At 76.3% G+C, this 236-nt stretch carries 1 protein-coding gene; it reads left to right on the top strand.

The genetic code is table 11. The features are described 5' to 3' along the window. On the top strand, positions 1-236 hold a 236-nt coding region (locus G3I65_RS20425), incomplete at both ends, for a TOMM precursor leader peptide-binding protein (protein ID WP_160697523.1).

Raw genomic sequence — 236 nt, 5'->3', positions numbered from 1 at the left:
CGTCCGGGGCGTGCTGGCACTGCCTGACCCACCGGCTGTGGGGCCACCGGCACGCCGAAGCGTGCGTGCAGGAGGAACTGGGCCACGCCGGGCCGGCGCGCCGCCCGATGCCGGCGTTGCCGCCGCTGACCTCGGCCGCGGCGCACCTCGTCGCGCTGGAGGCGGCCAAGTGGGTGGCCGGGTACCGCTACCACGGCCAGCAGTGCGTCTGGACGCTCGACACGCTGGACCTGCAG

Origin of the sequence: Amycolatopsis sp. SID8362 (assembly GCF_010550475.1) — a bacterium.
GTDB lineage: Bacteria > Actinomycetota > Actinomycetes > Mycobacteriales > Pseudonocardiaceae > Amycolatopsis > Amycolatopsis eburnea.
Note: the sequence above shows the minus strand (reverse complement) of the source record. Positions and strands in the feature narration are given on the sequence as shown.